At 72.2% G+C, this 26,003-nt stretch carries 21 protein-coding genes; 2 read left to right on the forward strand and 19 right to left on the reverse strand.

Features of this window, described 5'->3' with window-relative positions:
* Positions 1-48: 48 nt before the first annotated feature.
* The 4 genes from AB0K82_RS12265 to AB0K82_RS12280 all read right to left on the reverse strand — a co-directional run bounded on the left by AB0K82_RS12265 (position 49) and on the right by AB0K82_RS12280 (position 4,758).
* Positions 49-2,151, reverse strand: a complete 2,103-nt coding sequence (locus tag AB0K82_RS12265) for a glycoside hydrolase family 31 protein (protein WP_364395743.1) — start codon at positions 2,149-2,151, stop codon at positions 49-51.
* A gap of 136 nt (positions 2,152-2,287) precedes the next feature.
* Positions 2,288-3,220 carry a Ppx/GppA phosphatase family protein gene (locus tag AB0K82_RS12270; RefSeq protein ID WP_364395745.1) on the reverse strand — a complete coding sequence of 311 codons (933 nt, stop codon included), beginning with the start codon at positions 3,218-3,220 and terminating at the stop codon, positions 2,288-2,290.
* Positions 3,221-3,254: 34 nt separating this feature from the next.
* The gene (locus AB0K82_RS12275) at positions 3,255-3,878 is read right to left on the reverse strand and encodes a helix-turn-helix domain-containing protein (protein ID WP_364395747.1); all 624 of its coding nucleotides are present in this window, start codon (positions 3,876-3,878) and stop codon (positions 3,255-3,257) included.
* A 40-nt stretch (positions 3,879-3,918) separates the two neighbouring features.
* The gene (locus AB0K82_RS12280; RefSeq protein WP_364395749.1) at positions 3,919-4,758 is read right to left on the reverse strand and encodes a methyltransferase domain-containing protein; all 840 of its coding nucleotides are present in this window, start codon (positions 4,756-4,758) and stop codon (positions 3,919-3,921) included.
* A gap of 318 nt (positions 4,759-5,076) precedes the next feature.
* Here AB0K82_RS12280 and AB0K82_RS12285 point away from each other — a divergent pair, with 318 nt between their 5' ends.
* Positions 5,077-5,892, forward strand: a complete 816-nt coding sequence (locus AB0K82_RS12285; RefSeq protein WP_364395751.1) for an SAM-dependent methyltransferase — start codon at positions 5,077-5,079, stop codon at positions 5,890-5,892.
* 27 nt (positions 5,893-5,919) lie between these two features.
* On the opposite strand, the gene AB0K82_RS12290 is transcribed toward AB0K82_RS12285, so the two are convergent.
* The 10 genes from AB0K82_RS12290 to AB0K82_RS12335 form a co-directional block, all read right to left on the reverse strand.
* Positions 5,920-6,744: a CoA ester lyase gene (locus tag AB0K82_RS12290; RefSeq protein ID WP_364395753.1), complete on the reverse strand. Its 825-nt coding sequence runs from the start codon at positions 6,742-6,744 to the stop codon at positions 5,920-5,922.
* Between the two features lie 52 nt (positions 6,745-6,796).
* On the reverse strand, positions 6,797-7,984 hold the full coding sequence (locus tag AB0K82_RS12295) for a CoA transferase (protein WP_364395755.1): 1,188 nt from the start codon (positions 7,982-7,984) through the stop codon (positions 6,797-6,799).
* 176 nt (positions 7,985-8,160) lie between these two features.
* Positions 8,161-9,501, reverse strand: a complete 1,341-nt coding sequence (locus AB0K82_RS12300; protein ID WP_364395757.1) for an ADP-ribosylglycohydrolase family protein — start codon at positions 9,499-9,501, stop codon at positions 8,161-8,163.
* Positions 9,501-10,634, reverse strand: coding sequence for an ADP-ribosylglycohydrolase family protein (locus tag AB0K82_RS12305; RefSeq protein ID WP_364395759.1), 1,134 nt, complete (start codon positions 10,632-10,634; stop codon positions 9,501-9,503). Before AB0K82_RS12305 ends, AB0K82_RS12300 begins: the two co-directional genes overlap by 1 nt.
* Positions 10,631-11,662, reverse strand: coding sequence for an ADP-ribosylglycohydrolase family protein (locus AB0K82_RS12310; RefSeq protein WP_364395761.1), 1,032 nt, complete (start codon positions 11,660-11,662; stop codon positions 10,631-10,633). The genes AB0K82_RS12305 and AB0K82_RS12310 overlap by 4 nt, the downstream gene beginning before the upstream one ends.
* 17 nt (positions 11,663-11,679) lie before the next feature.
* Complete coding sequence (locus AB0K82_RS12315; protein ID WP_364395763.1) at positions 11,680-12,672, reverse strand: ADP-ribosylglycohydrolase family protein; 993 nt, start codon at positions 12,670-12,672, stop codon at positions 11,680-11,682.
* Positions 12,669-13,967 (reverse strand): sugar ABC transporter substrate-binding protein, encoded by a 1,299-nt coding sequence (locus AB0K82_RS12320; RefSeq protein ID WP_364395765.1) that lies wholly within the window; start codon positions 13,965-13,967, stop codon positions 12,669-12,671. The genes AB0K82_RS12315 and AB0K82_RS12320 overlap by 4 nt, the downstream gene beginning before the upstream one ends.
* 12 nt (positions 13,968-13,979) lie before the next feature.
* Complete coding sequence (locus AB0K82_RS12325; protein ID WP_364395767.1) at positions 13,980-14,798, reverse strand: carbohydrate ABC transporter permease; 819 nt, start codon at positions 14,796-14,798, stop codon at positions 13,980-13,982.
* Positions 14,795-15,745: a sugar ABC transporter permease gene (locus AB0K82_RS12330; RefSeq protein ID WP_364395768.1), complete on the reverse strand. Its 951-nt coding sequence runs from the start codon at positions 15,743-15,745 to the stop codon at positions 14,795-14,797. The genes AB0K82_RS12325 and AB0K82_RS12330 overlap by 4 nt, the downstream gene beginning before the upstream one ends.
* A complete protein-coding gene (locus tag AB0K82_RS12335; protein WP_364395770.1) occupies positions 15,742-16,749 on the reverse strand; it encodes a LacI family DNA-binding transcriptional regulator in 1,008 nt (335 codons plus the stop codon). The genes AB0K82_RS12330 and AB0K82_RS12335 overlap by 4 nt, the downstream gene beginning before the upstream one ends.
* A gap of 270 nt (positions 16,750-17,019) precedes the next feature.
* On the opposite strand from AB0K82_RS12335, the gene AB0K82_RS12340 reads away from it, so the two are divergent.
* Positions 17,020-17,892: an ADP-ribosylglycohydrolase family protein gene (locus tag AB0K82_RS12340; RefSeq protein ID WP_364395772.1), complete on the forward strand. Its 873-nt coding sequence runs from the start codon at positions 17,020-17,022 to the stop codon at positions 17,890-17,892.
* A 324-nt stretch (positions 17,893-18,216) separates the two neighbouring features.
* On the opposite strand, the gene AB0K82_RS12345 is transcribed toward AB0K82_RS12340, so the two are convergent.
* The 5 genes from AB0K82_RS12345 to AB0K82_RS12365 form a co-directional block, all read right to left on the reverse strand.
* Positions 18,217-19,941, reverse strand: a complete 1,725-nt coding sequence (locus tag AB0K82_RS12345) for a glycoside hydrolase family 6 protein (protein ID WP_364395774.1) — start codon at positions 19,939-19,941, stop codon at positions 18,217-18,219.
* A gap of 125 nt (positions 19,942-20,066) precedes the next feature.
* A complete protein-coding gene (locus AB0K82_RS12350; RefSeq protein ID WP_364395776.1) occupies positions 20,067-22,988 on the reverse strand; it encodes a glycoside hydrolase family 48 protein in 2,922 nt (973 codons plus the stop codon).
* Between the two features lie 80 nt (positions 22,989-23,068).
* Positions 23,069-24,118: a LacI family DNA-binding transcriptional regulator gene (locus AB0K82_RS12355; protein WP_364395778.1), complete on the reverse strand. Its 1,050-nt coding sequence runs from the start codon at positions 24,116-24,118 to the stop codon at positions 23,069-23,071.
* Positions 24,119-24,359: 241 nt separating this feature from the next.
* Positions 24,360-25,145 (reverse strand): CPBP family intramembrane glutamic endopeptidase, encoded by a 786-nt coding sequence (locus tag AB0K82_RS12360; protein ID WP_364395780.1) that lies wholly within the window; start codon positions 25,143-25,145, stop codon positions 24,360-24,362.
* Positions 25,133-25,885, reverse strand: a complete 753-nt coding sequence (locus AB0K82_RS12365) for an enoyl-CoA hydratase-related protein (RefSeq protein ID WP_364395782.1) — start codon at positions 25,883-25,885, stop codon at positions 25,133-25,135. Before AB0K82_RS12365 ends, AB0K82_RS12360 begins: the two co-directional genes overlap by 13 nt.
* Positions 25,886-26,003: the final 118 nt, after the last annotated feature.

Genomic DNA, 26,003 nt, shown 5'->3' on the forward strand with positions numbered 1-26,003 from the left:
GCCGGTGACGGAGGTCACCGGCCGCGGCCGTCACTCGTACCGCTCCGGTCAGCCGGCCGCCGGCGCGGCGCCGGTGCGCCTGAGCGCGCGGATCGCCTTGTCGGCACCCGCGGCCTTCACGTCGACGAACGCCGGTGTGACGTCGAGCGGCGCGCGGTAGCCGCGCAGGATCTTCGGGCCCTGGACGACCGTGCCGCGGTTGACGTCGAACCACTTCCCCGTCGGCAGGAACACGTCACGGGTGTCGCCGCTGCTCAGCTTCGGCGCGGCCAGCACGGCCGGGCCGAGCATCCACTCGTCGCTCACCGTGTACGCCCTGGCGTCCTTCGGGAAGTCGAAGAACAGCGGGCGCATGATCGGGTCACCCGTGGCGACGCTGTGCTTCACCTGGTCCCAGATGTAGGGCGCGAGCCTGCCGTGCGCCTGGACGGCGTCGCGGTACCGGTCGATGGTCTCCTGGTCGTAGGGAACCGGCTTGCCGGTCTTCGGGTCGTTCGTTCCGGCCGGTGACGTCGAGGAGTACATCAGCGGCATCAGCGAGGCCGACTGGGCCCACCGGATGAGGACATCCTTCGCCGGGGCGGGCTGGCTCAGGGAACCGCCGATCATGTCGGTCTCGACGAACGGGTAACCGATGGTGGAGATCGCGAGGTTCTGCGCGACCGCGGCGGCGAGGGAGTTCCAGCCGGTCCCCTTGTCCACCTGGCGGATGACGAAGCCGGTCTGCTGCGATCCGCTCCAGTGCACGCGGATGCCGGCGCCCTGCAGGTCGAACTGGTCGGCCAGTTGCGCGCCGAGCCGCTGGTAGTCGGCGCGCTGGTAGCCCTTGTCGGGCGCGCAGGTGTCATCGAAGAAGCGGGTGTCGAACTTGAACCCGTCCACCCGGTAGGTGCTCATGAGCTTCTTGATGTTCGCGACGTACCAGGCCTTGGCGTCGGGGTTGGCCAGGTCGACGATGCCGGCGGTGCCGTTCCACCAGCTCACCGTGCACGGCTTGGTGGGATCGGCCTTGTCCTTCAGCAGGTAACCGTGGTCGACGGCGTACTGGTAGTTGGTGGAGTCCAGGTTGATCCACAGGGTGACCCAGAGCCCGAAGTCATAGCCCATCGCGTGGATCCTGTCCGACATCGCGCGCGCGTCGGGGAAGGTCGCGGTGTTGAAGGTCAGGTTGCCGTAGTTGGACTCCCACCGGTCGTCGAGCTGGATCGTGTGCCCGGGGATGCCGTTGTCGTGCAGTTTCTGGGCGTAGTCGAGAAGCTTGGTCTGGTCGACCTTGGTGTAGAACTGCGCCCAGGAGTTCCAGAGCGGCTTCTCGAACTGCGTGTAGGTGGCGTCGCTCTTGGCGGGCTTGCCGACGACGCCGGTGTGGTCGCGGTAGACCTGGAAGGGGTCGGACTCCACGAAGACGGTCGCGTTGTAGGTGCCACCGGAGGCGACGGTGAAGCGGCCGAGGCCGTCGTTCGCGTCGTTGATGGCGACGTCCATCACCTCGCCGGTGTCGACGAGCAGCCCGGTGGCGCTGGAGGTGTACCAGAACGGGTCGACCATCTCGTACGACGCCGGCCCGAAGGCGCTGTCGTGCACGTTGCCGGTGTCGAGCGGCCACGGCTGGTCGGTGCTCGGGCCGCCCTTCGAGGTGGCCGTCTCGCCGTGGCCGTACCAGTGGCCCGCGGACTTCAGGTCGAAGGCGAGGCCCAGTTGGTCGGCGCCGCCGCCCTTGACGCTCCAGGACAGGGCGTACCGGTCGGGTTTCGGGGTGATCAGCGCCTCGGCGGTGACGCCGTCCCGGGTCGTGGCGGCGTCGAGACGCAGGACGCCGTTCTTCCAGGACCAGTGGGTGACCTTGGTGGCCCGCTGCCACGCTCCACCGGAGCGGAAGCGGAGGCCGCCGGTCGTGCCGCCCGCGGTGGCCAGCACGGTGTGCCCGTCGCGCCTGGTCGTGATCGTCAGTGAGCCGGTGGCGACCTTGACGGAGTATCCCGGCGCTCCGGCCGAGGCGGGCACCGTGAGGGTCACCGCGCGGGCATCGTGGATGACCCGCGGGCCCGCGGCGGGCGCCGCCTCCGCGGCGGGCACCGCGGCGCAGGCGCCCAGCGTCAGGGTTGCGAGAGAGACGGCGATCGCGACCGGTCGGTCACGCCATGACAGCACCCGGTACCTCCCGAGAGGAGTCGTCGGGCTGGCACCCCGAATCCGGCCCGAGCCTGATCATGATTAATCCTGCTCATAGTTGGCCGCGAACGCGCACGTGTCAACATTCCTGGCCGTGGCCGGTACGCGCGGCGGGTCAGGTCCACGCGGGCAACGCGTCGAGATGACGCAGGATGACGCCCTCCCGCAGCGCCCATGGGCAGATCATGACCTCGGGCAGCTCGAACAGGTCCATCGCGGCGTCCGCGACGATGGCCCCGGCGACGAGTTGCGGCGCCCGGCCCGGTGACACCCCCGGCAGCCCGGCGCGCTCGGCCGCGGTCATCCCGGCCAGCCGCTCGGCCCATTCGGTGAGGTCCGCGTGGCTGAGCACCCGCTGGACCAGGGGGCCCTGCCCGGTCGGGGCGGCCCCGGCGATCCGCGCGAGCTGCTTGAACGTCTTGGACGTCGCCACGGCGTGGTCCGGCGTGCCACGCCGGGTCACCCCGGAGACCTCGCGGCCGATCGCCGCCCGGACGGACTTGCGCAGCGCGCGCACCTCCTCGGGCGGCGGCGGATCGGCGGAGAACCAGTCACGGGTCAGCCTCCCCGCTCCCAGCGGCAGGGAGGCCGAGAAGTCCGGGTCCTCGTCGGCGCCCGCGGCGATCTCCAGGGAGCCGCCGCCGATGTCCAGGAGCAGCAGCCGGCCTGCGGACCAGCCGAACCACCGCCGGGCCGCCAGGAAGGTCAGCCGCGCCTCCTCCTCCCCGGGGAGGACCTGCAGGTCCACGCCGCTCTCCGCGCGGACCTTCGCCAGGACGTCCTCTCCGTTGGCCGCCTCGCGGACCGCCGAGGTGGCGAATCCGATCAGCCGCTCCACTCCCTTGTCCTCGGCGATGCGCATGGCGTCCGCCACGAAGTTCTCCAGCAGCGCCGCGCCCTCCGCGGACAGCCGGTCGCCCTCCAGGTGCGCGGCCAGCCGCATCTCGTCCTTGTGGGAGAAGGCGGGCAACGGCGCCGCGCCGTGGTGCGCGTCGACCACCAGCAGGTGAACGGTGTTCGATCCGACGTCCAGGACACCGAGTCTCATGGCCGCACGTTATCGGGCCGCCGCCACCGCCCGCTCAGCGACCGATGCCGCGCAGCACGGCGGCGACCACGGCGTCGATCTCGTCCGGCGAGGCGGGCGCGGTGTCCGGCGTCCCGGCGTGCCGCAGCAGCAGGGACAGGACCGCCTCGTGGCAGACGCCGACCAGCATTCGCGCCGCCGGCTCCACCGGCGCGTCCGGGGCGAGCCGCCCCAGCTCCCGCTCGGCCCGCAGGTAGCCGATCAGCCGGTCCCGCCAGTCGTCCCCCGGCCGCACCAGGTCGGCGAACCGGGCGAGGACCTCGGGCTGGGCGAGCAGCCCGGCGAACGCCGGCAGGATCGCCCGGTGCAGGTCCAGACCGTGGACGAGGTAGGCGCGCAGGTTGCCCTCGACGGTGCCGCTCCCCGGCTCGGGCAGCTCGCCGAGGGCGCGCTCGACGGCCCGTACGCGGGCCCGCAGGGCGTGGGCCAGCAGTTCTTCCTTGTCGGCGAAGTGGTTGTAGAGCACTCCGTCGGCGACCCCGGCCGCGCGGGCGATCCCGCGCACGGTGAGCCCGGCCGTGCCGCGCTCGGCGATCAGGCGTTCGGCGGTGGCGATCAGGTGTGCGCGCAGGCTCTGCTCGCCGCCGTCGCGGAGCGCCGCCGCTCTTCTCGGTGCCATCAGCAGGCATCGTAGTGAGCCGCGCGGGGAACGGCGGTCCTCAGGCGGGACGCCGGGCGGTCACCAGCCATGCCGTGCCGCGCAGCCGCACGCCGTCGGGCCCCGCGAAGGACCGGAGCACGGTCGTGAGGGCGTCGCTCGCCCGGGTCGCCGCCTCGGGGCTCGCCTGGCGCAGCCGGGATCGGACGGGCCCCCAGTCACGGATGAACGCGGCGGCGTCGGTGACGTCCCGGCCCCAGGTCTGGTCCGCCTCGACGAGCGTGCAGTCGACCTCGCCGAATCCGGCCCCGGTCAGCACCTCCCGTACGCGCGCGGGGTCCGCGAACGAGGTGGGGCCACGCCCGTCGGGCCCGGTGGGCCGGGGCAGGTGGGCGGCCATCGCCCCGAAGACGGCCCCCAGGTCGGTGCCCTCGAACCCGGTCAGACACACGAAGGCGAGCCGCCCGCCCGGCCGGAGCGCGCGGCCGATGTTGGCGAACGCGGCGACCGGGTCGGCGAAGAACATCACCCCGAACCGGCTGATCGCCGCGTCGAAGTCGCCGACCGGGAACGCGTGGACCTGCGCGTCCGCCTGCTCGAAGGTCACGTTCGCCACGCCCTCCTCGGCCGCGCGGGCGCGGGCCGTGGCGAGCATCGGCGCGGACAGGTCGATCCCCTGGGCGCTGCCGGATCGGGCCGTACGAGCGGCGAGCCGCGTCAACTGCCCGTTGCCGCAGCCGATGTCCAGCACCCGGTCCCGCTCGCCGATCGCGGCCGCCTCCAGGACGAACCGGTTGAACCCGACGTTCACGGCGTCGTACCGGTCGGCGTGGCCGGCCCAGTGCTCCCCCTCGTAGCCGTTCCACGCCTCGGCCTGCGCGGTGTTGACGATCTGTGACATCACGACTCCTCGACGGACGAAATGAACATGCGTTCATGAACGCATGTTCATAATGATCCGATCGACGATGGCCGTCAAGGGCGTCGGCGGTCGCGGGCACCCAGGCCCGCTTCCGGTGGGGCGCGCGAATACCTCGGCGAACCTCGCCACATCCGAGCGACATATCGCCTCATAAGTGATATTTCCCCGCGAGGTGGGCATCTCGTCCGAGCATCTCGTCCGGTCCCCGCGCACGGCCCCGCAGACGATGATCGCGTCGCGCGGGGAGGAACCGGCAGGATAGGGATCACGCCCATCGGACGGCAGCGAGGAAGGCCCGTGAACGAGAGTTCCACCAGCCCCGGACCGGCGCCGTCGCCGGAGATCGACACGAGCGTCCCGCACTCGGCCCGTGTGTGGAACTACTGGCTGGGTGGAAAGGACAACTACCCGGTCGACCGGGTCGCCGGAGATCAGTACCGGGAGATCTTCCCCGGCATCGTGGACACCGCCCGCGCGGCCCGTCATTTCCTCGCCCGCGCCGTACGGTACCTGGCCGGACAGGAGGGCATCCGGCAGTTCCTCGACGTGGGCACCGGCCTGCCGACGGTCGACAACACCCATGAGGTGGCGCAGCGCGTCGCGTCCGACTGCCGGATCGTCTACGTCGACAACGATCCGCTGGTCCTCGCGCACGCCCGCGCGCTGCTGACGAGTTCCGCCGAGGGCAGGACCGACTTCATCGACGCCGACATGCGCGCGCCCGAGAAGATCGTCCGAGCGGCGACCGGCACGCTGGACCTGACCCGCCCCGTCGGGCTGATGTTCATGGGCGTGCTGGGCCACGTCGACGACTACGAGGAGGCCCGGTCGATCGTCCGGCGGCTGATGGACGCGCTGCCCTCCGGCAGCTTCCTGGCGCTCGCCGACAGCATCGACGTCGGAGCGGCGCACCGGGAGGCGAGCCGGCGCTACAAGGACAGCGGCGCGGTCCCCTACCACCTGCGGACGCCGGAACAGGTCACCGGCTTCTTCGCCGGCCTCGAACCGGTCGAGCCGGGTATCGTGCCGATCCAGCGGTGGCGTCCCGAACCGGACCCGTTCGGCCCGCCGAGGGAGGTCGCGACGCTCGGCGGCGTCGCCCGCAGACCCTGACGAGGGAGAACTCCCCCGCGACCCCCGTCAGGCGGACCGCTCGCCGGCGGCCTCGGCCAGGACGTTCCGCGCCTGGCGGACGACGGCGAGATCGACGAAACCGCCGTCGGGGAGGGCGACGGCCCCGGTTCCGGTGGCGTCGCCCTCCTCGTAGGCGGCGACGACGCGGCGGGCGGCGGCGATCTCCTCGGCGGTCGGGCGGTAGACCTCGGCGATCACCGGCAGCTGGGCGGGGTGGATCGCCGCCCGCCCGCGGAAGCCGAGGGCGCGGCCGAGCCGGCAGGACGCGGCCAGCCCGTCCAGGTCGCGGATGTCGGGGTGGACCGACTGCACCGGAGCGGGCAGGCCGGCGGCCCGCGCCGCGACGACGACCCGGGACCGCGCCCAGACCAGGCCCGTCTCGTCGGCCACGCCGAGGTCGGCCTTGAGGTCGGCCTCGCCGAGCCCGATCGAGGCCACCGCCGGGTGGGCGGCCGCCAGGTCGTGGGCCCGCTCGACGCCCAGCGCCGACTCCAGGAGCAGGTGCAGGCCGGTGCCGGGGACGAGCTCCGCGATCCGCCGCACCTGGTCCACGGACTCGATCTTCGGCAGGCGGACGCCGTTCGTCGCCGGCAGCAGTCCGGCCAGGGCCGCAAGGTCGGCGCGGCCCCAGGCGGTCCGCACGTCGTTGACGCGCACCTGGACCGGGCGCGGCGGATCCGCCAGCAGCTCCGCGACGTGTTCTCGGGCCCGGTCCTTGTGCGCCGGGGCGACGGCGTCCTCCAGGTCGAGGATCACCACGTCGGCGTCGGTGGCGAGCGCCTTGGCCACCCGGTCGGGCCGGTCGGCGGGGACGTACAGCAGCGTGGGCACCGTCAGATCACCTCACGGGCGCAGGGCGCGACGTACGGCGGTGTCGGCACCGTCAGATCACCCCGCGGGCGCGGAGCGCGTCGATCTCGTCGGCGGTCAGGCCGGCCGCGCCGAGGACGCGGTCGGTGTCGGCGCCGTGCGCGCGCCCGGTCCAGCGCAGCTCGCCGGGCGTGGCCGACAGCCTGAACAGGACGTTCTGCATGCGCAGCGGGCCGAAGTCCGGGTCGTCGACGGTCGTGATCGCGTCCAGCGCGGCGAGCTGCGGGTCGGCCATGATGTCGCGCACGTCGTAGATCGGCGCGACCGCCGCCTCGGCCTTCTCGAACTCGGCGAGCACCTGGTCCCGGGTCCGCTCCCCCACCCACGCCGCCACCGCATGGTCCAGCTCGTCGGCGTGCGCGGCCCGGCCGGCGCCCGTGGCGAACCATGGCTCGTCGACGTACTCGGGCCGTCCGACGAGGCGCATCACCCGCTCGGCGATGTTCTGCGCGGAGGTGGAGACGGCGACCCAGGAGCCGTCCGCGCACCGGTAGGTGTTGCGCGGCGCGTTGTTGACCGACCGGTTCCCGGTGCGCGGCGGGACCAGCCCGAGCTGGTCGTAGCCCGTCGGCTGGCCGCCGAGCACGGTCAGGATCGGCTCGAGGATCGACAGGTCGACGACCTGCCCGTCGCCGGTGAGGTCGCGGGCCCGCAGCGCGGTCATCACCGCGTACGCCGTGGCGAGCGCGGCGATGCCGTCGGCCAGCCCGAACGGCGGCAGCGTCGGCGGCCCGTCCGGCTCGCCGGTCATCGCCGCGAACCCGCTCATCGCCTCGGCGAGCGTCCCGAAGCCGGGGCGCCGCGCGTACGGGCCGAACTGGCCGAAGCCGGTGACCCGGGCCAGTACGAGGCCGGGATTGGCCTCTTTCAGCCGCTCGTAGGACAGGTTCCAGCGTTCGAGCGTGCCGGGGCGGAAGTTCTCGATGATGACGTCGGCGTCGCGGGCCAGGCGGAGCAGGACGTCCTGACCCTCGGGCTCGGAGAGGTTCAAGGTGATCGTCTGCTTGTTCCGGCCGAGCATCTTCCACCACAGGCCGATGCCGTCCTTGGCCGCGCCGTGCCCGCGCGCGGGGTCGGGCCGGCGGGGGTGCTCGACCTTGACGACCTCGGCGCCGAAGTCGCCGAGGAACATCGCGGCCATCGGCCCGGCGAACAGGGTCGCCAGGTCCAGGACGCGGACGCCGTCCAGCGGGCGGGTCATGGTGCCTCCTTCGTCGGCCCCATGACCAAGGTGCTGTGCCGATTGATGCCCTCGCTCCGCTCGGTCATCGCCCATCCCTCCGTTCTGTCATCGCTGCCCCAGGAGAGCCGTCATCGCCGGTCGGCGAAGACCTCTCACCGCTCCGGAAGGGCGGTCTGGCCGTTCCGCGAGGGCCGTCATCGCCGCTCCGCGAGGGCGGCGGTGCGGGCGGCCAGGTCGCTGAGGCGTGCGCCGTCGAATCCGGTCAGGCTGCTGGCGACGCGGTCGCGCAGCGGCCGGGTCCACTGGTCGGGCAGCCGCCCGGCGCCGAGAAGGGCGCCGGCGACCGAGCCGACCGTCGCGCCGTCGGAGTCGGTGTCCCAGCCGCCCGCCACCGCGGCCGCGATCGACCGGGTGAAGTCGCCCGCGCCGTGGACGAGGGCGGCGGCGACCAGCGCGGCGTTGTTGATCGTGTGCACCCAGTGCAGGTCGCCGTGGCGTTCGTACAGGCCGTCGGCGACCCGTTCGAAGTCGGTCTCCGCGCGGGCCGACGCGACGGCCTGCCGTACGGCGCGCACCAGGCGGGACTCCGGCGGCACGACCGCCAGTCCCGCCTCGACGACCTCGTCGACCGTGTCGGCGACCAGGGCGGCCGCGCACATCGCCGCGGCGAACATCGCGCCGTACACGCCGTTGGCCGTGTGGCTGAGCCGGGCGTCCCGGTGCGCCATCGACGCGGCGGCCGCCGGGTCGCCGGGGTTGACCCAGCCGTACACGTCGGCGCGGATCTGCGCGCCGATCCACTCCCGGAACGGGTTGCGGTACGTCGCCGTGCGCGGCGGCTCGACGCCGAGCAGCAGATTGCGGTAGGCGACCCGCTCGGCGGTGAACACCCGGCCGCCCGGCAGCTCGTCCAGCCACGCCTGCGCGACGTCGTCGGTCGTGAAGTCCCGCCCGTACCGCTCCAGGATCGCCAGGGCGAGCATCGGGAAGTTGAGGTCGTCGTCCTCGGGGGTCCCGTCGAGGTTCTCGGCGAGGCTGTTGGCCGCGCTGCGCCGGTTCCACGGCCACCGCTCGGCGATCTCGGCGGGAAGTCCCTCGGCGGTGAACCAGCCGCGGATCGGCCAGTTGCCGGTCGCCTCGGCGATCTCCCGGATGCCCGCGCGGGGGATCTTCTCCACGGGCTTGCCGAGCACGCACCCGGCGGCCCGGCCGAGCCACGCGCCGTGCAGCCGGTCGAGCGACGCCGCGCGCGGTGTGCCCGAGGGCCAGTCCGGGCAGGCGGCGATGATCTCGTCCAGCTCGGTCGGCTCGTCGTAGGGCGACGGCACCGCCGCGAGCTCGTCGAGCAGTTGCTCGGCCAGCGTCCGTAGCTGCGGCGACGCCGGCTCCGGTGAGGCGCCCGCGCGCGGCGGCGCGTCGTGCCCGCCCGCCGCGTGCCAGCGCGCCGCGATGTCCGCGACGTCGCGGCCGTCCTGCGCGGCCTGGCGGAGCTCATGCCCGATCAGGTCCTCGGGCTGGACCCAGGTCAGCCGCATCACCGCAGCTCCGCGAACGCCTGCTCGTGCGCACGCCGCCGCGCCACGTCGGCGGCGTGCACGCGCTCGGCCACCGCCGCGATCGCCAGACCGGGCGCCTCCAGGTCCAGGCGGCTGGCGACGGCGACGTCCTCGCGCCAGTCGGCCGGTACGGCCGCCCTGCCGCCCAGCGCGCCGGCGATGGCGCCGCCCATGCTGGCGATCGAGTCCGCGTCACGGCCGTAGTTGACCGCGCCGAGCACGGTCTCGCGGTAGTCGCCGCCGGCGATCAGCAGGAACGCCAGCGCGAGCGGCAGCTCCTCGATGCTGTGCGTGCGGCTGGGCCGCCGGGCGCCCATGCCCTGGTCGCGGTAGGTGTCGGCGACGGTGTCGAACGGCCGCATCGCGTCGCGCAGGGCCTCGAAGGACCCCTCCCAGCGCGCGTGGTCGCGGGCCCGCTCGCAGACCGCCTCGATCGCCGCCCTCGTGCCGTCCTTGGCGAGCCGCGCGGCGGTCGAGACGACCGAGTCCGTGGTGGCGCCCGGCCGCATCGCCTCGGCCACGGCCGCCGCGAACACGCCCGCGGCCTCCCGGCCGTAGCTGGACTGGTGGGCCCCGGCGAGGTCGATCGCCTCGGCGTACGCGCCGTCGGGGTCGGCGGCGTTGACGACGCCGACCGGCGCCATGTACATCGCGGCGCCGCAGTTGACGATGTTGCCCACGCCCGCCTCACGCGGGTCGATGTGGCCGTAGTGCAGCCGGAGCACCAGCCACTTCTCGGCGAGGAACACCCGCTGCAGCGGCAGTGCCTCCGCCTCCAGCTCGGGGATCCAGCGCTTCTCCCCCATCATCTCCGGCACGAGGTGCTCGGCGGCGGCGTACGCGTCCAGGTGGCCGCCCACCCTCTCGTACACCCGCACGAGGGCGTGCGTCATGAGGGTGTCGTCGGTGACGTGCCCGTCGCCCTTGTGGTACGGCGCGATCGGGCGCGCGTTGCGCCAGTCGGCGAAGTACGGGGGGACGATGCCGGTGACCGGGCCGTCGTAGCGTTCCCGGATCTGCTCGGGGGTCCACCCCTCCGTCGCCCCGCCGAGCGCGTCCCCGACCGCCGCGCCCACGAGCACGCCGACGGCCTTGTCCTGCAACGGAGTCATGCCTTTTCCTCCTGGTGAGCGGTCCCGGCCCGTCCGGGGCCGCTGAGTCGATCGGCGATGGCGATGAGATCGGCGCCCGCGAGTTCCGGCAGGCAGCACCCGGCGAGGTGCCGGGCGCGCTCCCGCCAGGTCTCCGGCAGCGCCGCCCACCCGGTGACCGCGCCGGTCAGCGCCCCGGTGAGGGCGGGCGCCGAGTCGGCCAGCGACGCGAGACAGGCGGCGGCCGGGACGGCCCGCGCGAGGTCGCCGTCCGACGCGCGGGTGAGGGCGAGCGCCACCGGCACCGTCCGCGCCGCCGCGACGCCGTAGCTGTACACGTGGTCCTGCAGGGCCGCGTCCAGGCTCGGGACGAGGCCGAACGCGTCGCCGGGCAGGTCGAGCGCGGCGGTCGCCGCCCGGTGGATCGCGGTGCCCGCGGGCAGTTCGGCCAGCGCGGCGGCGACGACGTCGCCGGCCGGGGCGCCGGCCACCGCGACGGCGATCGCGGCGGCCATCGCGCCGGCCGCGTGCACGCCGTCCTCGGCGTTGGTGATCTGCGCGTCGGCGCGCGCGGCCCGCGACGCCGTCTCCGGTTCTCCCGGATGAGCGGCGCCGAACGCGACCGCCCGCACGGCCGCCGCGTCGTCGAAGAAGTGCGGGTTGTCGTGGCCGCTGGCGGGCGGGCCGACGCCGCGCGCCAGGTTGTCCAGTGCGGTGCGCACCGAGATCCGGGCCCGTACGTCGTCGCGCAGGGCCTCGAACGCCGCGCGGCGGTCGGTGCCGAGTGTGCGCGCGGTCCAGGCCAGCCACTCGGCGTCGTCGGACGGGCCGATCCCGAGGACGGCGACCGGCTGGTTCAACGCGAACGGCACCGGCAGCGTCGTGACCCGGTGGTCCTCGGCGAAGCCGTCGAGCTCGCGGCCGAGCCGGCGGGTCCAGGGCGCCAGCAGCCCCCAGCGGTGCCGGGCGGCCGGCCAGCCGGCCGCGTCACCGATCGCCAGCCCGGCGAACGCGCCACGGACCCGGTCCGGTACATCCCCCGATGACATCTGTCTCCTCCGCTCGTTCAGCCGTCCGACGCCGTACGCGCCCGTGCCAGCGCCTCGGCGACCTCGCGGACGTCCCGGCCCGCCACGGCGGGCAGGCAGGCGCCGCGGACCGGGCCGATGGCCCGCGCCCAGCGCTCCGGGACGCCGCCCTCGCCGCGGCCCGCCCCCGCGAGCGCCCCGGCGATGGCCGCGGTGGTGTCGGCGTCGCGGCCCAGGCTCACCGCGGTGACCGCGGACTCCTCGACGTCGCCGCCGGCGGCGAGGTACGCGGCGAACGCCAGCGCGACCGCCTCCGGGGCCAGGTCGGTCCACGGGTAGTGCCGCACGACCACGGCCTCGTGCAGGTCCGCCGCCAGCCCGTCCCGGTCCCGCACGGAGGCGATCCGTACGGCCGCGCGCACGCTGCGGGCGGTCCAGGAGTCGTCCGGGACCGCGCCCAGTCCTGCGGCCACGACGTCGGCGGGCGACGCGCCGGCCATGGCGACGGCGACCGCCGCCGCGACGGCCCGCCCGCCGAGGATCCCCTCGCCGCTGTGGCTGACCGCGCCGTCGACCGCCGCGAGCCGCGCCGCCTCGTCCGGATCGCCCGCCGCGAACACCCCGTACGGGGCGGCGCGCATCGCCAGGCCGTCGGACCAGCCGTGGTCGTGCCAGCGCCCGGTCAGCGGCGGGGTCAGTCCCCGCCGCAGCGCCTGGACCGTTCCCAGCTCGGAGAAGCCCGCGCCCTTCATCGGCCCGGTGATCGTCAGGACCTGCTCACGGTAGGCCGCGACGACGTCCTCGGCGGTGAGCGCCGAGCCATGCTCCGTCAGCAGCGACGCCGCGAAGATCGCGTATTCGGTGTCGTCGGTGCCCGCCGGGCCGCCGTCCGGCCCGGGCTCCAGCTCGGTGAGGCGGCCCCACCGGCTGATGATCTCCTCGGGCGTGAGGTTCTCGGCGGGCCGCCCGAGGGCGTCGCCGGCCGCCAGGCCGAGCAGACACCCCCGGGCGCGGTCGCGGAACTCGCTCACTTGTTGTAGCGCTCCAGGACCTTGTTGCCGTCCTCGGTCAGCTTCTGCGCCAACTGGTCGATCGTGATCTTGTTGGCGAAGTAGGACTGCAGGGCCGGCGTCGCCACCTTGCTCTTGAACTCGTCGAAGCCGTTGACCTTGAGGTACGGCGCGAGGATCAGGCTCTTGGCCGAGGCGGTCGCGACGTTCCAGCCGTTCTTGTCGGTGGTCAGCGACGGGTCCTGCGCGGCCGTCTTGCTCGTCGGGATCAGCCAGTCACCCTTGGCCAGGTCCACCTGGTGCCGCCCGTTCAGGAACCAGGAGATGAACTTCATCGACTCCTTGGCGTGCTTGCTGTCGGCGGCGACCGAGAGCGTCTGCGAGATCGCGCCCTGCTGGGTCGTCTGGCCCTTCAGCGGCGGGATCGTCACCCACTGGAAGCCGTTCGGCGCCTGCTCGACGACCTGCTGGCGCAGGTAGATCCCGGCGGGCACCATCGCGTACTTGCCCGCGTAGAACCCGGGCAGCGGGTCGGTCGTGCCCATGCCGAGCGTCGACGGGTCGGCGGTCTTGTCCTTGTAGAGCTGGTCGTGGATCCGCTGCAGGACCTCCTTCTCCTGCGGGCCGACCTTGACCGTCGTCTTGCCGCCGGAGGTCTGGAAGAACGTGCCGCCGAAGTTCAGCGAGAGGTTGAGCACCTTGTTCACCGGCGACTTGAGCGGCCACGCGATGCCGTACCGCTTGCCGACGGTGAGCTTCTTGCTGATCTGCTGGAACTCGTCCCAGGTCCACGGGTTGTCGGCCGTGGGGATGCGCACCTTGGCGGCGTCGAGCATCTTCTTGTTGGCCAGGATGACCTGCGACTCCTGCAGGAACGGCACCCCGTAGATCCCCTGCCCGCCCTGGCCGTCGAACGTCGCGGTGCCCCAGGCGGCGTCCGGGATGTCGTTCTTCAGCTCGGTCGGGATCAGCTTGGTCAGGTCCGCGAGGTAGCCCTGCCCGGCGAACCCGGCGAGAGCGGACGAGTCGTCGTGGATGACGTCCGGCGGGTCACCGCCCTCGAAGGAGGTCACCAGCTGGTCGTTGACGTTGTCCCAGCTGCCCTGGACGTACTGGACCTGGATCTTCGGATTGGCCTTGTTCCACTCGGCGACGAGCCGCTTGTTGGCTGCCAGCGAGTCCTTCTGCCAGGCCAGGCTCAGGAACTTCAGGGTGACCGGCTTTCCGGAGTCGTTGCCGCCCCCGGAACAGCCGGCGGTCAGGCCGATGACGGTGGCAGCGGCGACCGCGAGCGCGGAGCGAAGACCGCGACGCATGGGTACCTCCTACTAACCCTTGACGGCACCGGCGGTAAGGCCCGAGCGGAGCCGGCGTTGGATGATGGCGAAGAAAATGAGGCTGGGGATGGTGGCCAGCAGGGACGCGGCGGCCAGCGGGCCGAGCCGGGCGGCCTGCTCCGCGCCGGTGAACTTCACCAGCGTCAGCGGCAGGGTCGCCTTGTCCGGGTCCTTGAGGATCACCAGGGCGAAGAAGAACTCGTTCCACGAGGAGATGAAGGAGAACAGCAGGGCGGCGACGACCCCGGGAGCGAGCAGCGGCGCGACGACGCTGACCAGCGTCCGCACCCGCCCCGCGCCGTCGACGGAGGCGGCCTCCTCCAGCTCGCGGGGAACACCGCGGACGTAGCCCTGCAGCATCCACAGCGCGAACGGCAGGACGAAGGTGACGTGCACGAGGACCAGTCCGGGCAGCGTGTTCACCAGGTCGAGCCGGCGCAGGATGATGAAGAGCGGGATGATGATCAGTACGACCGGGAAGACCTGGCTGACGAGCACCCAGCCGATCGCGATCCGGTTGAACACCGAACGCCGTCGCGCCAGCGCGTACGCCGCCGGGAGCGCGATGACCACGGTCAGCACCGCGACGGAGACGGCGACGATCAGGCTGCGGACCGCGCTGCCGGTGAGGTCCTGCGCGGCGAACGCGTCGCTGAAGTTGCGCAGCGTCGGGTGCTGCGGGATCCAGCGCGGGTGCAGGGTCGCCATCTCGCGCGGCGTCTTGAACGCCGTCGACAGCAGCCACAGCAGCGGGAAGGCCAGGAAGACGATGTAGCCGAGCAGCCCGGCGTACTTCAGGGTGCTTTTCACCGGGCGCTCTCCTTCATCTGGCGCCAGAGGTAGAAGCCAAGGACGACGAGCACGACGAGGGTGATCGCGACGCCGAGCGCCGCCGCGTACCCGAAGAACCCGTAGCGGAACGCCTCCTCGTACGCGAACAGCATCGGCAGGCGCGTACGGCCGCCGGGGCCGCCCTGCGTCAGCGCGTAGACCATGGCGAACTGGTTGATGTTCCACACGAAGTCCAGCGCGGTGATCGTGACGATCACCGTCCTCAGCTGCGGAAGTGTCACGTTCCAGAAGCGGCGCCACACGCTCGCGCCGTCGACGGCGGCGGCCTCGTGCAGTTCCTTCGGCACGCCCTGCAGCCCGGCGAGCAGCACCACGGTGGTCTGCGGCATCCCGGTCCAGACGCCGACGACGATGATCGCCGGCAGCGCGGTGCTGAAGTCGTTGAGCCAGTCGACGTTGTGGTCGAGGATGTGCAGGTCCTGCAGGATCGCGTTGAGGATGCCGGCGTTGGGGTGGTACACCAGCCGCCAGATCAGCCCGATCACGATGGGCGGCATCGCCCACGGCGCCATCGCCAGCACCCGCGCGAACGTGCGGAACCGGAGGTTCTGGTTCAGCAGCAGCGCCAGGCCGAGCGCGGCCAGGAACTGCAGCACGGTGACGCTGACCGCCCAGATCAGACCGATCTTGAACGACGACCAGAAGTCGGTGTCCGCGAGGACGTCGCCGAAGTTCTTCAGCCCGACGAAGGAGATGACGGCGTTCCGGCCGCCGCGCGCGTCCGTGAACGACAGGTAGATGCCGTACAGCAGCGGCCCGAGGCTGAACAGCAGGACCGGCACGAGGGCCGGCAGCAGCAGGAGCAGCGTCCCCCGGTCGCCTCTGGGGCGCGGCCTCGGGCCTGACGCCGGGCGTCCGGCCCGAGAGGGGCGGGCGGCGGGCCGGGTTGCGGTCACTGGGCTCACGGAGCTCCCTCCGTCGAGGCGCGTACGACGAGCGTGGGCTCGACCGTGACGATCCGGGGCGCGGCGGCGCCGTCTTCCAGCCGGTCGAGGAGCAGTTCGGCGGCCCGCCGGCCGCGCTCGGCCGAGCCGAGACTGACACTGGTGAGCGTCGGCCAGGCCGCGGTCGCCAGCTCGGTGTCGTCCATGCCGACCAGCGCGACGTCCTCCGGCACCCGCAGGCGCTCCTCCCGGAGGGCGTCGAGCGCGCCGAGCGCGATCAGGTCGTTGGCGCACAGGAGGGCGTCCGGCCGGGAGCGCTCGAGGAGGCGGTGCGCCGCCCGGGCGCCCGCGGCCCGGTAGAAGTCACCGACCTCCACCAGGTCCGGTTCGTACGGCAGGCCGAGCGAGGCCAGCGCGTCGGTGTACGCGGCGGCGCGCGCCGCGCCCGGGACCGTGTCGAGCGGACCGTTGAGGAACCCGATGCTCCGCCGCCCGAGGCCGTACAGATGCTCCAGGGCCAGCCGCACGCCGGTCCGCGAGTCGGTCCGCACGTTGTCGACCGGGGTGTCCCGGGGCACCGAACCGATCACGACGACGGGCGCCGGCGCGCCGGCCAGCAGGTCGAGGTGCTGCTGCGCGAAGCCGCGCAGCGGGCTGATGATGAGCCCGTCGGCGTAGCGCTCCCCCAGCCGCCGGAGCACGTCGAGCTCGTCGTCGACGTCGCCGTCGGTCGAGTGCAGGACCAGGCGGTACCCGGCCGCCTTCAGCACGGGCTGGATCTCCCGGACCATCGCGACGTACGTCGGGTTGCCGATGTCGGCCATCGCGAACGCGACCTGGTACGTACGGTTGGACTTGAGCGAGCGGGCTGCGGCGTTCGGCACGTAGCCGAGCTCGTCGGCCGCGGTCATCACCTTCCGTATGGTGTCCTCGCGGGTCGGCAGCCCGTTCAGCACGCGCGACACCGAAGCGATCGAGACCCCCGCACGCGCGGCGATCGTTGTGATCGTCGGTCCCTGAGCCACGGCTTCCCTCCGGCCTCGCCCGCGAGTGCACGCGGCACCCGTAGTTGTCGTTATCGTTGCCGTAAACGTTTACAGACCACCGAAGCGGCTTCCGTAAACGTTTACGGGAGTGAGGAGTATGAAACACGCCGGAAACCGTCCACGTCAAGAGGGGATGCCGGAAGACGGAGCCCTACCTCCCGGCGACACCCGACGCGACCGGATCGGACGGACCCGGCCGGCCGCCTTTACGTAGTAAGTTCGCTCCGGCGTCCGCTACCGTGACGGGCGATGACCGCTCTCGCCTCCCTCGCGGGGCTGTCCGTCGGCGACGCGTTCGGCGCCCAGTTCTTCGCCGTCGAGAACCGCCCGTTGCTCCTCGACGAGACCGCCGTGCCGCCCGCTCCCTGGCCGTGGACGGACGACACCGAGATGGCCTGCAACCTCCTCGACGTCCTGCACCGGCACGGTGAGGTGGACCGCGATGCCCTCGCCACCGCGTTCGCCGGCCGGTACGACCCCTATCGCGGGTACGGACCGGGCACCGTCGTCCTCCTGCGGGCGCTCCGCGACGGCGAGTCCTGGCGCACCGCCTCCCCCGCGCAGTTCGGCGGTCGCGGGTCGATGGGCAACGGCGCCGCCATGCGCGTCGCGCCGCTCGGCGCCCACTACCCCGGTGACCTCGAACGCGTCGCGCTGGAGGCGGCCGCCTCGGCCGTCGTCACGCACGCGCATCCCGAAGGCGTCGCCGGCGCGGTGGCGGTCGCCGTCGCCGCGTCGTACGTCACGCGCGGAGACGCGGACGGGCTCCTCGACGCGGTCCTCACGCACACGCCGCGCGGTGCCGTGCACGACGGCGTCCGCCGGGCGGCGAGCCTGCTCGACCGGAGCCGGGAGGAGGCGGCGTACGAACTCGGCAACGGTTCCCGGGTGCTCGCCGCGGACACCGTGCCGTTCTGCCTGTGGGTCGCCGCTCGCCACCTCTCCGACTACGAACGGGCGGTGCGCGCCTGCGTGGCCGTCGGCGGGGACATCGACACGACGGCGGCGATCACCGGCGGCATCGTCGCGGCCCACACCGGCGTCGCCGGCATTCCCCCGGCCTGGCTGGCGGCCCGCGAGCCCCTGCCCGGCTGGATCACGGAGTCCGGGGCGCGGCACTGAGGCGGACGCCGGGGCCGCCCGGCGCTCCCACACCGTTCGGTGGCGGCCCCGGCGTTCTACCCGTCCAGTCGCCGCAGGGCCGGGAAAGGTTGCCGTTCGACCAGAGACTTTCGAACATGACGAAAGGGCACCGGGGTCACGGCGCTCCCACCGTTGAGTCCGACCCCGGTGCCCAGTCCATCGATCGCCCCGGGAAGGTCACTCTCCGGGGCTTCCCCGCGTGGCCGCGGGCCTTCCTGGTGGGCCGGGCGGAGGCGACATGAGGCATCGCCTCCGCCCGGCGTCGGTGGCGCGGGTCAGGCCCGCGTCATGGTGACCGGTGTCCTACTGCACCGGCGGGTAGGCGTTCTGCAGGAGCTGGTGGAACATCGCGGAGAACCAGTGACCGGACAGCGGGGCGTTCGCCATGGCGCCGCTCGGGCTGTTGCCGTTGCGCACGTTCCCGCCGTAGTTCGGGTCGCACATCTGGTCGAAGCCCTTGCCCTCGTCGTTCGGGATGCTGGTGCTCGAGCCGTCGGACTCGCCCGGCGGCTTGACCCACGCGTAGGCGTCGAAGCCGGCGGCCGGGGCGGCGGTCGGCCGGGCGCCCAAGCCGGAGCCGGCCTGGTTGCACCAGTCGCCGACGTGCGGCCGGCGGTCGACGCGCTCGGCGTTGACCTGGGTGTTGATGTCACTCGCCGTGCTCGGGCCGGTCGGCCGAGCCGAGCCGCCCCAGCCGTTGCGGGAGGTGTCGATCACCATGCCGATGCTCGACGGGAAGCCGTAAGAGATCAGCTGCTGGCGGAAGGCCGCGCCGAAGCTCGACTCGTCCACGTAGTAGTTCCAGTCCACCCAGGTCGAGGCGCGGGTCTGGGAGTTGACCGGCAGGTACGGCTCGGTGGTCGGGGAGTAGTTGGCGGTGTTGATGACGAAGCCGTCGACGCTGTTGACGCCCGCGGTGGTGCCCTTGGCGACCGTGGCGAACAGCTGCGCGGCGGGCCCGAAGTTGCTGTCCCAGCCGAGCCAGCCGTGGTGCGCGGCGTCGAGGTAGGTGTAGACGTTGCTGATCGCGTGCAGCTTGTTCAGCGCGTACTGGACGCCCTTCACATAGTTGCCGTTCTGCTGCATCGTCTGGCACTGGGTGGTCGCGGTGTTGCCGCTGACGTTGGTGACCAGGTTCGGCAGCGAGTCGGGCTCGATGTAGGTGACGATCTTGAGGTTCGCGTACTTCGAGTCGCTCATGATCGAGGCGATCGGGTCGATGTACTCGGTCTCGTAGCGGCCGATGTCCGTCGGGCCGAGTTCGCCGTTGGAGGCGAGCGCCGCGCAGTCACGGCCGGGCAGGTCGTAGATGACGAACTGCGCGTAGCTCGCGCCCTGCGCCACGGCGGCGTCGAGGTGGGCCTTCAGGCCCATCCCGCCGTTGACGCCGTTGATCGCCGCGATGCGGTCCAGCCACACGGCGGTCGGCTGGTTGGCGATCGCGCTTCCGCCGTCGTTCTTGGCCTCGGTGGACCACTCGGAGTTGACGTAGCCCTTGCCGCCGGTGAACGGGTTGTCGGCGTGTGATCCGCCGTTTCCGGGCGGAGTGGGGGTGGGTGTCGGAGTGGGGGTCGGCGTCGGGGTACCGCCGCCGGCGGACCCGGTGCAGGTCGTGCCGTTGAGGGTGAAGGACGTCGGGGCGTCATTCGTCCCGGAGTAGGAGGCGTTGAAGCCCAGCGACGTCGACGCGTTGGTGGCGAGGCTGCCGTTGTAGGACAGGCTCTTCACCGTGACGTGCTTGCCGGACTGGGAGAACGTCCCGCTCCAGCCCTGGGTGACCTGCTGGTTCCCGGCGAAGTCCCACTCCAGGGTCCAGGAGCTGAGCGCGTCGCCGAGGTTGGTGATCCCGATGTTCGCGGTGAAGCCGTTGTTCCACTGGTTCACCGACCAGGTCACCTTGCAGCCGACGGCCGCGTGGGCCCGGCCCATGCCGAACAGCACGGAGACGAGGCCGAGCAGCAGCGCGGCGATCGCCACTCCTGCCCGGTCCATCCGCAGCATGGCGCCGCGGCGGGGGTTGACTTTCATCAAGGGTGTGTCCTCCTCGGACGGTTCGGGAGCGGTTCCGGGATCGGACGGCTCCATCGGGCGGGGCGGAGGGGGCGTGGGTGGGGTGCTCCGGGGGCGCGGGCCGGCGCCCCCGGAGCGATCGATCACTGGTTGAAGAGTTGGCCGTAGGTCGCCATCGCCGTCGCGATGTCCGCCTGCGCCCAGAACCGGTGGTAGTTGAAGACCGGCGCCGCTCCGCCGTTCAGGTACGACTGGACCTTCGACCAGGAGGGGTCCTGCTTGTACCAGGAGCGGATCGACAGGAACGTCGCGTTGCTGTCGATCTTGTCGCCGTTCGGCATCGTGCCGGTCCAGCCGGAGGGCACGTACACGCCGTCGTGGTTGGTGTTGGAGGTGCTGTACGCCTGCGTGAACCGGTTGTAGTCCGTGCGGGTCTCCGGCACCGAGACGCCGATCCCGTCCTGGTCGCCCGCCCACATGTCGTCGAGCAGCGTCTGCGCGGTCGACTTGGCCGTGGTGCTGCCGGACTTGGCCGCGTAGTAGGCCAGGGTCTTGGCGTATGCCCCGGCCACGCCGACGTCATTGGTGTAGTCGGCGATCGTGACGTGCAGGTTGGCGTTGGAGCCGGGGCTGGAGGGGTTCCAGGTGTCGGGCTGACCGCTCCAGTGCAGGGTCGAGGGGATCTGGTAGGTCCCGTCGGGATTCAGCTGGGTGTTGGCCGTGGCCCAGGCCACCCACTTGTCCAGCACGGTCTTGGCCGCGGTGTCACCGGTGACGTAGTAGTACTCGGCGACCCGCTCCATCGACCACGCCTGGAAGCCGAACCACTGGTTGCTCGGCGGGTCGTGGTACACCGGCTCCCAGTCGTAGGCCATGCCGTAGAAGGTGGAGTCGCCGGACGGCGGCGTGCCGTACGCGCCGCCCCAGCTGTTGGTCGCGCCACCGGCGATGGCGCCTTCGGAGGACTGCAGCCAGCGGTAGAACTCCAGCTGCCGCTGCAGGCTCTTCTTCCAGTCGTCGACGCCGGTCGCGGACTTCGGCGCCATGGCCGAGTCGTTGGTCAGGGCGTACGCCGCCATCGGGTTCTGGTAGCCGGAGTGCGCGGCGCTGTCGCCGATCCGCCACGCCCAGCCGGCACTGGAGTCGGTCGCGCCGCCCCAGGCGTAGTACCAGGACAGCAGGTAGTGCTCGCTGTCCTTGCCGGTGCCGGCCGGGCAGCTCGGGCTGGTGCAGTTACCGATCTTCTTGAAGTACTTGTCGAAGAAGGAGTACCGCAGGTAGTCGCCCATCTTGCCCGCCTTGGCGACCGTGGCGGACACGTCCGAGCCCTTGCCCTGCTGCTTGGCCCAGGTGTCGGCCCAGTACGCGGCCTGGATGGCGCGCGCGTCGGCGTCCGGGGCGTCGGTGTACTTCCACTGCTTGGCGTAGCTGGAGTCCTTGATGAACAGGTCCAGGTAGCCGTTCTTGCCGCCGTAGGTGAACTTGTCGCAGGTCGGCTGCGGGATCGTCTCCCAGACCGACTCCTGCGGGCCGCGCTGGTAGGTGTTGATGAACGACGGCGCGTTGGTGCTCGGGCCCGCCTCGCAGCCGCCGCCGGGGGTGTCTCCGTAGCCGTAGACGTTGTCGACGTCCTGCAGCCAGTGCATGCCGTAGACGTCGTCGGTGCCGTACGCGGACTTCAGCTCGGCCGCGATCGGATCCTGACCGGAGGTGACGCTCGAGTCGATCTGCGAGGGGTACTGGTCGGGCAGGTCGTGCTCGGCCGCGTACGTCGCCGGCTTGCTCGCGTTGTAGAAGCTGTTGGTCGGCTGGTCCGCGTGGGACGGGATCATGTACTTCTCCATGATCGCCCAGGCGTTGTTGAACTTGCTCCAGTCGCCGGTGACCTTCCCGTACACCGCCTGCAGCCAGATCAGGTAGCTGTACGCCTCGGAGGTGGTCTCGTGGCCCTGGTCGGGCGCCTCGACCATCAGCGTCTCCACCGAGTGGTACGGGATGCCCTCCTTGCTGAAGTAGCCGTTGGCCGGGTCGGTGATCTTGTTGTAGAGGGTGAGGAACCGATCCTCGTACGTGCCGTTCGACTTCATCTCGGTGACGGTGACGCTCGCGGTGTCGTATCCCGTCGCCTTGGCGGTGAAGGTCGCCGCGCCCGTACCGGAGGAGTCCGCGCTGATCGTGACGTTCTGCGCGGTCGCCCAGTTGGATGACGTGAAGGTCAGCGTGCCGCCCGCGGAGACCGTGAGACCGGTGTTCCCGCTGTCCCGCGCGACCGTGACGGTCACGTTGCCGGACGGCTGGCTCGACAGCTTCACGCCGAACGTCCCGGTCTTGCCCTGCTGGACGGTCAGCGCGGTCGGGCTCGCGACGACGGCGGGGCCGCTGGCGACGTGCACGCCGACCGGCGTGGACTCGGCGGTGGCGCCCTGGCTGTCGTACACCTTGGCGTACAGCGAGTAGTCCCCCGCCGGCACGTTCGTCCAGCTGAAGGAGTACGGCGAGGAGGTGTCGGTGCCGAGCAGCGTCGTGTCGTTGTAGAACTCGACCTTGCTGATCGTCGCGCCGTCATTGGCGCTCGCGGTCGCGGCGAGCGGGATCGTCGCGCCCGAGCTGTACGTCGCGCCGGCGGCCGGGCTGGTCAGTGCCACGGTCGGCGCCTGGTACGCCCCGTTGCAGACCGTCCCGTTGACGGAGAAGGACGTCGGCTTGGCGTTCGTGCCGCTGTAGCTGAAGTTGGCGCCGAAGCTGGTCGTGCCGTTCGTGGCGATCGTGCCGTTGTAGCTCAGGTTGGTGACGGTGATGTCCTGGCCGGACTGCGTCCAGTTGCCGCTCCAGCCCTGGGTGAGCTTCTGGTTGCCGGTGTAGGAGTACTTCAGGGTCCAGCCGTTGATCACCGGTCCGAGGTTGGTCAGCGTGATGTTGGCGGTGAAGCCCGAGCCCCAGTCGTTGACCGAGTAGTCGACCTTGCACTGCACATCGGCGGCGTGCGCGCCGGTGCCGGCGGCGAACATGCCGGCCAGGAGCGACAGGACGACCAGGAACGGTCGCCACCTTTGCCGTCTCTTCATTGGCGGATTCCTCCTGACGGGGAGCACCACCGGCCCACCGGGGCCGGCTGCTGAGGGGGTCGGCCTGCGCGGCCGGAGAATCACGCGGAGTCGCGGATGATGAGCTTCGTGTTCAGCACGACGCCCTGGCCGGAGGACGCCTCCCCGGCGATGCGGCCGAGCAGCTCGCGGGCCATTCGGACGCCCATGTCCTCGATGGGCCGGCGTACGGTCGTCAGCCGGGGGCGGACCCGGCCGGCGATCGGTGAGTCGTCGAAGCCGACGACGGCGACGTCGTCGGGGACCCGACGCCCGGTGCGGCGCAGCGCGCGCAGCGCTCCGACGGCCATCTGGTCGGAGGCGCACAGCACGGCGTCGATGTCGGGCCTGCGGTCCAGCAGGCGGTTCATCGCGTGCTCGCCCGACGCCTGGTGCAGGTCGCCGTAAGTGATCAACCCGGCGGTCGGCAGGCCGGCGTCGCCGACGGCGGCGCGGTAGCCGGCCAGCCGGTCGACGCCCACCGCCCGGTCGGGCGGCCCGGCGATCGTCCCGATCGTCTGGCGTCCGCACTTGAGCAGGTAGTCCACGGCGGTACGGGCGCCGCCGCGGTTGTCGGCGTCGACGTACGGCAGCGGGGTCGTCCACAACGGCCGCCCGGCCAGCAGGACGGGCACGCCCGTCTGCCGGAGTGCCATCGCGGGGGCGCCGTGCGCGCTGATCAGCAGCACGCCGTCGGCACGGCCACCGCGCAGGTACTCGGCGACCGTGCCCCAACGGCCGGCGCGACCGACGATCAGGACGACGAGCTCACGGTCGTCGCCCAGCTCGCGCCGGACGCCGGAGAACAGGCGGGCGAAGAAATGATCGGTGAAGACGCGTGCGTCGTCCTCGCAGACCACCGCGGCGATCGATCCGCTGCGACGGTCCGCGGGGGCGGCGCGGTGTCGCACGTAGCCGAGACGTTGCACGGCCTCTTCGACGCGGGAACGGGCGCGCGGGCTGACCCGCGCGGTCCCGTTGATCACGCGTGACGCGGTGGCGGGTGAGACTCCGGCGAGAGCGGCGACGTGCGCGAGAGTGGGGGTCTCGACGTGCGCGAGCGTCGGCGTCTCCATGGTGCAGGAGGGTGCGGAGAGTTCCCTTCCGTTCACGGAAATGACTCCCTTCGGGCGCTGTGGCTCGAGTGGCGGGGGTGTGGGAGCGCTCCCACAATCCAAGGCGCGCGAAAGGGTTGTCAAGGGGAATGTATCGAGCGTGTAAACGGGGAGTTTCACGGCGATGATCGCCACGGGTTCGTCCCCGCTCGCGAGCAGGTCGCTTTCCCGCCCCGCCGCCGGGCGGCCCTCGCGAGGGGCCGTGAAAATCGATGAAAGAGGAAGAAAGGGCTGGCGCTCAGGGCAGCCAGGCCACGTGCCCGTGCAGGAGGGTGTACCCCACGAACGTCACCGCGTCGATCAGCGTGTGCGCCACGATCAGCGGCGCCGCCCGGCCCCACCGCTGGTACAGCCGGCCGAAGATCAAGCCCATGATCACGTTTCCGGCGAACCCGCCGAACCCCTGGTAGAGGTGGTACGACCCGCGCAGCACCGCGCTGAGCGCCAGCGCGCGCCCCGGCGACCACTCCAGCTGGGAGAGCCTGCGCAGCAGGTAGCCCGCGACGATGACCTCTTCGAGGACGCCGTTCTGCGCGGCGGACAGCAGCAGCACCGGGATGCGCCACCAGACGTCCGGCAGCCGGGCCGGCACGACGGCGAGGTTGGCCCCGGAGTAGTACGCGGCGAGATAGAACCCCAGCCCGGCCCCGCCGATGACGGCGGCCAGCACCGCGCCGCGCAGGGTGTCCCGCAGCGGCTCCCGCCGGTCCACGCCGATCGTCGCCAGGGACTCGCCCGAGCGGGCCAGCAGGTAGACCACGAGCGCCACCGGCGCCAGCGCGTTCGCGATGGCGAACAGCTGGAACAGCAGGTCGATCCAGGGCCGTCCGGGCGCGTACGAGCCGACGATCAGCGCCTTCTGGTGCGACAGCGCCTTCGGCGCGGTGAGCGAGGCGATGAGCTGCAGCAGCGCCTGGACCCCGCTGGCGCCCAGGGAGACCGCGAAGACGACCCAGATCTCCGCGGTGAGCAGTCGCCGGCTCGCCGGCTCGGCGCGTACGTCGGCCACGGTCACGGAATCCACCGCGGATCGCGCTTCTCCAGGAAGGCCGCGATCCCCTCCTGCGCCTCCTCCGACGCGAACCGCTCGGCGGACAGCTCGGCCATCCGCGCGAAGTCCTCCGCCACCGACGCGCCCGGGACCATGCGCGGCAGCCGTTTGGCGACGGCGAGGGCCTCCGGCGCGCCCCGCAGCAGCATCCCGGTGTAGTGGGCGACGGTCGCGTCCAGCTCCTCCGGGGGCACGGCGCGGTTCAGCAGCCCGATCTCCTGCGCGCGCCGGGCGTCGAAGACCTCGCCGGTCAGGAAGTACTCGGCGGCGGCGCGCGGCTCCATGCGGCGCAGGCAGGTCACCGCGATCATCGCCGGCACCACGCCGAGCCGCACCTCGCTGAACGCGAACGTCGCGCTGTCCGGCCCCACCGCGATGTCGCAGGCGGTGACGAGGCCGAGCCCGCCGGCCCGCGCGGGTCCGTTGAGCCGCGCGACGACGGGCTTGGGGCTCTCCCAGATCAGCGTCAGCAGACCCGGGACGTCCGGCGGCGCCCCGCCCGCCCGCTGTTCCTTCAGGTCCGCGCCCGCGCAGAACACCGGGCCGGTGCCCGTCAGGACGACGACGCGCACGGAGTCGTCCGCGGTCACCGCGGTGAGCGTCTCGCGCAGCTCGGCGACGAGCCGGCTCGACAGCGCGTTGCGGTTCCGCGGCGAGTCCAGGGTGACGGTCGCGACGCCGCCCTCGGCGGTGAGACGGACGAGCGGTTCCATGGCCCTCCCCGGAGGCATCCGGGAGGCGTCCCCTGCCGGTGGCCGGGCCACGGCCCGAGGAGGATCCGTCCCGGCCCATACAGTGACGGTTTCAGGCGCCGCACGCGTCCGCGTGATC

Origin of the sequence: Actinoallomurus sp. NPDC052274, from assembly GCF_040679475.1 — a bacterium.
GTDB lineage: Bacteria > Actinomycetota > Actinomycetes > Streptosporangiales > Streptosporangiaceae > Actinoallomurus > Actinoallomurus liliacearum.

Bases quoted from the DNA above. Each gene is read 5' to 3' on its own strand.
- AB0K82_RS12275 (WP_364395747.1), bottom strand. From the start codon at position 3,878: ATGGCACCGAGAAGAGCGGCGGCGCTCCGCGACGGCGGCGAGCAGAGC.
- AB0K82_RS12280 (WP_364395749.1), bottom strand. From the start codon at position 4,758: ATGTCACAGATCGTCAACACCGCGCAGGCCGAGGCGTGGAACGGCTAC.
- AB0K82_RS12365 (WP_364395782.1), bottom strand. From the start codon at position 25,885: ATGGAACCGCTCGTCCGTCTCACCGCCGAGGGCGGCGTCGCGACCGTC.
- AB0K82_RS12345 (WP_364395774.1), bottom strand. From the start codon at position 19,941: ATGAAAGTCAACCCCCGCCGCGGCGCCATGCTGCGGATGGACCGGGCA.
- AB0K82_RS12320 (WP_364395765.1), bottom strand. From the start codon at position 13,967: ATGCGTCGCGGTCTTCGCTCCGCGCTCGCGGTCGCCGCTGCCACCGTC.
- AB0K82_RS12310 (WP_364395761.1), bottom strand. From the start codon at position 11,662: ATGTCATCGGGGGATGTACCGGACCGGGTCCGTGGCGCGTTCGCCGGG.
- AB0K82_RS12270 (WP_364395745.1), bottom strand. From the start codon at position 3,220: ATGAGACTCGGTGTCCTGGACGTCGGATCGAACACCGTTCACCTGCTG.
- AB0K82_RS12295 (WP_364395755.1), bottom strand. From the start codon at position 7,984: ATGACCCGCCCGCTGGACGGCGTCCGCGTCCTGGACCTGGCGACCCTG.
- AB0K82_RS12340 (WP_364395772.1), top strand. From the start codon at position 17,020: ATGACCGCTCTCGCCTCCCTCGCGGGGCTGTCCGTCGGCGACGCGTTC.
- AB0K82_RS12350 (WP_364395776.1), bottom strand. From the start codon at position 22,988: ATGAAGAGACGGCAAAGGTGGCGACCGTTCCTGGTCGTCCTGTCGCTC.
- AB0K82_RS12305 (WP_364395759.1), bottom strand. From the start codon at position 10,634: ATGACTCCGTTGCAGGACAAGGCCGTCGGCGTGCTCGTGGGCGCGGCG.
- AB0K82_RS12300 (WP_364395757.1), bottom strand. From the start codon at position 9,501: ATGCGGCTGACCTGGGTCCAGCCCGAGGACCTGATCGGGCATGAGCTC.